Genomic DNA, 5,562 nt, shown 5'->3' with positions numbered 1-5,562 from the left:
ATAATATTACATAACATCTTAGGATGTTTGGCTGGCACAGTACCAGCCAGCAGTTATATATGTTGAATGAGGATGTGTCAAAATTTGTTTAACAAATTTATCCTTATTCAATTTTAAAAATCTTTTTTTCAATGTTTTTCACTCAAGACATAATATTAACCCCCGAATTATATAAATTTTAAAATTATTTACTGTTACACAAACATTAAGGATATTGAATGAAAAAAATATATTTGGGTGTAGAAAATGAAACAGTATGTTGTTGATGCTTTTACCAATCAGATATTTAAAGGAAATCCTGCGGCAGTCTGCATTCTTGATGAATGGATAAATGAAGAGGTGATGTTAAATATAGCCATTGAAAACAACCTATCTGAAACTGCATTTGCAGTTAAAAACTCCAATCAATATGAAATCAGATGGTTTACGCCAGGAGGTGAGGTAGACCTCTGCGGACATGCAACACTAGCAACAGCCTTTGTAATACTAAACTTTTATGAAAACACAGATGAAATTTATTTTAAAACAATTGATAATATCCAATTATCTGTTAAAAGAAGAGATACATTATATGAAATGGAATTTCCAGCATATGATTTGAAATCAGTGAACATAACTGACGAAATCATCAATGCATTGGGAGTAAAACCAAATGAGATTTTTAAAGCAAGAGATTTGTTATGTGTATTGGATAGTCCCCAAAGTGTAATTGATTTTAAACCAAATTTAGATAAAATAGAAAAATTAGAAGGATTATTACTTCATATTACTGCAAAAGGAAAGGAATATGATTGCGTTTCAAGATCATTCGGACCAAAATTAAATATTCCTGAAGATCCAGTATGCGGTTCTGGGCATTGCCATATTGTGCCATACTGGAGTGAAAAATTAAACAAAAATAATATACATGCATATCAGGCTTCCAAACGAAGTGGACAATTATACTGTAAAATCAAAAATGATAAAGTTCTAATAGCAGGTGAAGCGACATTGTTCAGCGAATCAAAATTGAATATCAAATAGCAAACAATGGCATTGCCAATTTGAGCAGGAGCATAAATATTCAAATAAAATTATGTAAAAATAAGAAAAAACAATTATTTAACTCTAACAAATAATATAAAGTCTAAAAATCATTTAAAAGGGATTTTGCCCGTATACTATACAAAATATAATGTACTTTTTGCTCATACATCATAATATTAAACTCAAAATCATATACTTATTTATTTCCGATTTTGAATCAAATTAATATTGTTACAATAATTGAAAAAGAGAATAAAGAGATTAAAAGTAATTTTTTAATTTTAATTTAATTAATCGATTTTTCTCATTAAATGTAATAGCTTCCAAAATAATATGTTTTCAACCTTAACATCCACATGAGAAAATATAAAAATAATACATAATAAAAAAATAAAAAGAGATAAAATTATCTTGATGGGATAATAATATCTCTTTCACCAGATGGCATGAATTCCCTTAAAGCTCCTCTAGCGATTTCTTTTCTCACATGTTTGAAATCGAATGTATTATTATTATCTGCGAAAGCGATTTTAATTAGAGGATTTGTACAGAATGCATCCCCTCTTGCAGCATGAGGTGCTTGGGCAATTCCTGCATATTCTGGTTGGTGACCTACGTTCATCGCATAGTTTGGATAATTAGGTCCTCTTAATTCGTGAATTAAACCTTCATCACTTCTAACTGATAAAGAATTGGCCGCACCAGCCTGATCCTGCAAGTCATAACCATAAAATCCAAGTCTGGAATGAGCTTCCTTATGCAAAATCATACTTAGATACCAACCGTTAACACCGGCATTTGAATTTCCTGTAGCAAAAGCTGCGGAACAGCCTGCCGCTGCAGATACCACGGAAGCCCTTTGAGAACCACCAAAGTGTGTTTCCAAAAGAGTAGGCAATTCATATTGTTCCAATCCATAAAGTGTTACTTCAGTGGAAATGTCACGTACTGTATCCATGCTTAACTCCGCTTGGCACATTCCATAGTTGTCCTCTACATAGTCCATCCCATAATAGATAAAGTCATCCAGAATATCATCAGTGTATGTTGCACTAGCATATTGAGTAAATCCTACTCCTCCAGACATATATGAACCTAGCCATACCTGGTCGTATAATGCAGCTCCCGCAGCAATTACTTCCAAGGTTATCTCAGCAGGGTCATCGGAAATTCTTGAGGTTTGAACAATATCTGCCAATGTACCAAATGCTACACCACCAGGTTCATTAGGGCCTCTTGCACGTCTTGCAGGTAAGAATGCTGCCATACCAATAACGTCAGCATGTTTTGCAGCATATGAAAAGTCCGCAATAGCTGCTTCCCCAGCACATAATTTATATGCATTAATGAAACTCATACCGATTTGCATAGCAGACCATCTTGAAACTGTACCACCATCACATGCCCTTACGACAAGTGTAGGAACTTTACTTACTTGATATGTTTTATTTCCAACATATTTTTTAAGCATTTCAGCCTGGTCTTCTGGAAACTCCTTGTTGATATCAATCAACACCCTTTTATCCAATTCATCAGCCAAATCATCATTACCTGTGAAGATTTTAGCATAACAATCATCTACAAGACCCGGATGCACTTCCACCATATGCTCTTGAACTACTGCTCCTCCAGGAAGCGCATGGTTAATGTTTTCCATATACTCATTGATTGTTTCTGGAGTTACTTCAACACCCAATCTTTCCTGCAATACTGAATGTGCTGTGTCCATTCCCACAATAATGGTTCTTTTAATGTCATCCACCAATTGTTGGATAGCTGAATTGTTACAGAAGTGTAAATCATCCCCTTCAACATAATCTTCAGTACCGGAGATTTTATATGCCATCAATTGCCTTTGACCTAACGGCACTCCAATGTCAGGATTATAGAAAGGCATGTTTCTTTCTTTAGCCAGCTTTTCAGCAGTATCATTGAATTCCCTTTTTCTTTCGGATTGCCTCCATCCACCAAAGCAGTAGAAACTGGTGTGATCACTTTCCTGGTCTTCTCCTTTAAACTTATTGTTTAAAGCTTCTAAAAATTTTTTATCTTCCAAAGCCATCTCATTCACCTAATTTCTTTTTTAAGTCTTTAGAAAATACTCCTAAACCATATCCACCTTTGGTACGTGCTTCATGAATATTTTCAACTACCTCAAGTGCTTCTTTATCTTGTCTCATACCGATATTATCTTCCCTGTAGATTGTTGTGATTTCTTTTAGATATTCTTCATCCAAAGGTACACCGACATCTACCAACTCATCCAATGGACGGCCGACCTGATCTTTAGCATAGTAAACATGACCATCATCTTCATTGAAGACATATCTTTGAAGTCCATCAAACATTAACCCATTTTCATCCAATCTTAATGAGTGCCCATGTACTGTCGCTCCCCTCATACCTGATCGGGCAGGGTCAAAAATATCTGTTTCTATCAATTCTTTTGAAATTTTTTCTAAATCTTGTTCTCTTATTTCTATTACTTGTCTTCCAGACAATGTACCTGTATCTACCCCTCTGTATCTCCACATGTATGTTCTTGCCCTATCATAAGGCTGTGCCGGAGCATTGTACATTGAATCAGCAAATTGAATATACCTGACCCTAATACCTTCTGCTGCACCAGGAGTAGGTTCTACAATACTTTTAATAATATCCCCATCATCTTCCATTTCGGCCAATGGTGGATGAACTGTTTTATAACTTTCACCAGGATTTCTATGACCTAATATCTTTACGATACCCTCATCAGAGACTTCCCTTATCTTTTTAAATTTATGCTCTGGATTCATATGCTTTCTTCGGTTTTCAGCAATTTTTGTTTCACCAGGGCCAAATTGTGCTTCATATGTCATAAATTCACCATAAAATTATTTTATAACTTTTACCGTTTCAGAACTTCGTGCACTAGAATCAACTAAACCAATGTAACGTTTATCAATATGATTTTCAAAACTTTCACCATATTTTAAATAATCGGAAATTGTGCTTTTAGTTCGAGTGAATCTTCCAACCAAAACTGTAACATCACATGGCATGTTTTCGTCTAAAATAACCTGCAATTTATCCATGAACTCATTGAATTTGGAAATATCTGCCGTGATGATAATATCTCCAACCATGACTCTTAAATCCACATCATTTCCTTTAACTTGAATTGTTTTTCTGTCTGTATGATTTACTTCATGGCCTTTGCCAGGACCATAAAATACTTTTTTGGGAAGAGAAGGGCCATGTATCAATACTCTCATGTTTCCTTCCAATTCATAAATCTCATTTAGAATTTTTTCACTGGTGTCTGGCTTTAAAAATCTGTTTGGAATAATCTTAATATCAATTACATTTACTTGTTTTGATTCATCCATGAAAAACACCTATAAGCTATCTTTAATTTCTCCTGCAACTTTGGCTACATTTGGAATTGGGTTTCTAAGATTATCAATAGTACCATACACAATTCCAATTAATGCAGATGTTCTTTTAACTGAAAACATCTGAGTTCCTGCATCCAAACACATTGCAGCTGATGCACAAGGAATTGCAGTTCCTTTTGCATGTCTTGTCACTACGTGGTTTCCGTGGAATGTACCCGGTCCCCCACCACCATAAATGGAATGGGAGAAGAAACTAAATCCTACACCTACGCCCTCAGTTCTACCGTAATCTACACCAGGAAGGCCTGTCTCATATTCCAGCATGTCATTATAATACAATACTGTTGAAGCTACGGCCTGAGCGGCTCTTGCAGCACCTACATTAACAATGACTGCAGCAAGCAATCCTGCAGCAGCATATGCATTCCATAATGCCCAATCCACAGGCTCATACATGTTATATCCTGATGGCATTTTTTTAGCAACTCTGATAACATTGTCTTCAATCGCTCTTCCAACCAATGATTGGATAACTGTTCCAACAGTTCCATTACCATTTTCTTTAACGATGTCAAACACTAAATTATTTGCATTTAAACCTTGATACGCCAATGTCAATAAATGCATTCTTTCAAATGCACCAGAAGCATCACCAGTTTCAATCATTGCAGTCTGTTCCATGATTGAAGACAATGCAGCTGCATTTAAAGTTTGCTTATTGGTAATGGCAACTACATGGTTTGCCATGACATTTCTTAAACCATATCCCAATCCTTCCAACAATACAGGAGGCCCTAAAAGAGCACTGATATTAGCACCTGAAAGATCGACAGTTCTCGGATATGCTCCCATTACTGCAGTTTTGATTGTTGATGCATCGAACATGTTAACTTCAAAGCTGTCAATAATTGCCTGAATGGTTGCAGCACCAGTCTGCATTGTTGAAACAGAATAATCTGCAGCAACATTTAAACGTTCAAAAGGCAATTGAACCAACAATTGTTGGCCATCGTTGATTAGTTCAACAGTTGTATCATCATCCTCATTAACACGAAGAATTTTCTTGATTTTATCAGCGATTACATCTGCATTCTCAACAATTTCATAATCCAATTCTCTTCCTGGAATATATGTCGCTTTTCCACCCATTGCCGCATTC

Annotated in this window: 5 protein-coding genes; 1 reads left to right on the top strand and 4 read right to left on the bottom strand. The window is 35.5% G+C overall.

Going from position 1 to position 5,562, the window contains the following annotated elements; all coding sequences use genetic code 11:
• Window positions 1-246 precede the first annotated feature (246 nt).
• Window positions 247-1,023, top strand: coding sequence for a PhzF family phenazine biosynthesis protein (locus tag QZ143_RS09170; protein WP_292883468.1), 777 nt, complete (start codon window positions 247-249; stop codon window positions 1,021-1,023).
• 409 nt (window positions 1,024-1,432) lie between these two features.
• Here the strand turns inward: QZ143_RS09170 and mcrA are convergent, their stop codons facing one another.
• The 4 genes from mcrA to mcrB form a co-directional block, all read right to left on the bottom strand.
• Entirely contained in the window at window positions 1,433-3,082 is a 1,650-nt protein-coding gene (gene mcrA, locus QZ143_RS09165; RefSeq protein ID WP_292606382.1) for a coenzyme-B sulfoethylthiotransferase subunit alpha, read from the bottom strand.
• Window positions 3,083-3,089: 7 nt separating this feature from the next.
• Entirely contained in the window at window positions 3,090-3,884 is a 795-nt protein-coding gene (gene mcrG / locus QZ143_RS09160; protein WP_292883466.1) for a coenzyme-B sulfoethylthiotransferase subunit gamma, read from the bottom strand.
• Window positions 3,885-3,899: 15 nt separating this feature from the next.
• A complete protein-coding gene (mcrD, locus tag QZ143_RS09155; RefSeq protein WP_292883464.1) occupies window positions 3,900-4,394 on the bottom strand; it encodes a methyl-coenzyme M reductase operon protein D in 495 nt (164 codons plus the stop codon).
• A 9-nt stretch (window positions 4,395-4,403) separates the two neighbouring features.
• A partial coding sequence (mcrB, locus tag QZ143_RS09150) for a coenzyme-B sulfoethylthiotransferase subunit beta (RefSeq protein WP_292883462.1) occupies window positions 4,404-5,562 on the bottom strand: 1,159 nt, incomplete at its 5' end.

The sequence above is a fragment of the Methanobrevibacter sp. UBA188 genome, assembly GCF_905234905.1.
Lineage (GTDB): Archaea > Methanobacteriota > Methanobacteria > Methanobacteriales > Methanobacteriaceae > Methanocatella.
This window is presented reverse-complemented; position numbering and strand designations above follow the sequence as displayed.

What these genes read in the sequence shown, in the direction of transcription:
- mcrG (WP_292883466.1), bottom strand. Translation starts at nt 3,884, where the DNA reads ATGACATATGAAGCACAATTTGGCCCTGGTGAAACAAAAATTGCTGAA.
- QZ143_RS09170 (WP_292883468.1), top strand. Translation starts at nt 247, where the DNA reads ATGAAACAGTATGTTGTTGATGCTTTTACCAATCAGATATTTAAAGGA.
- mcrD (WP_292883464.1), bottom strand. Translation starts at nt 4,394, where the DNA reads ATGGATGAATCAAAACAAGTAAATGTAATTGATATTAAGATTATTCCA.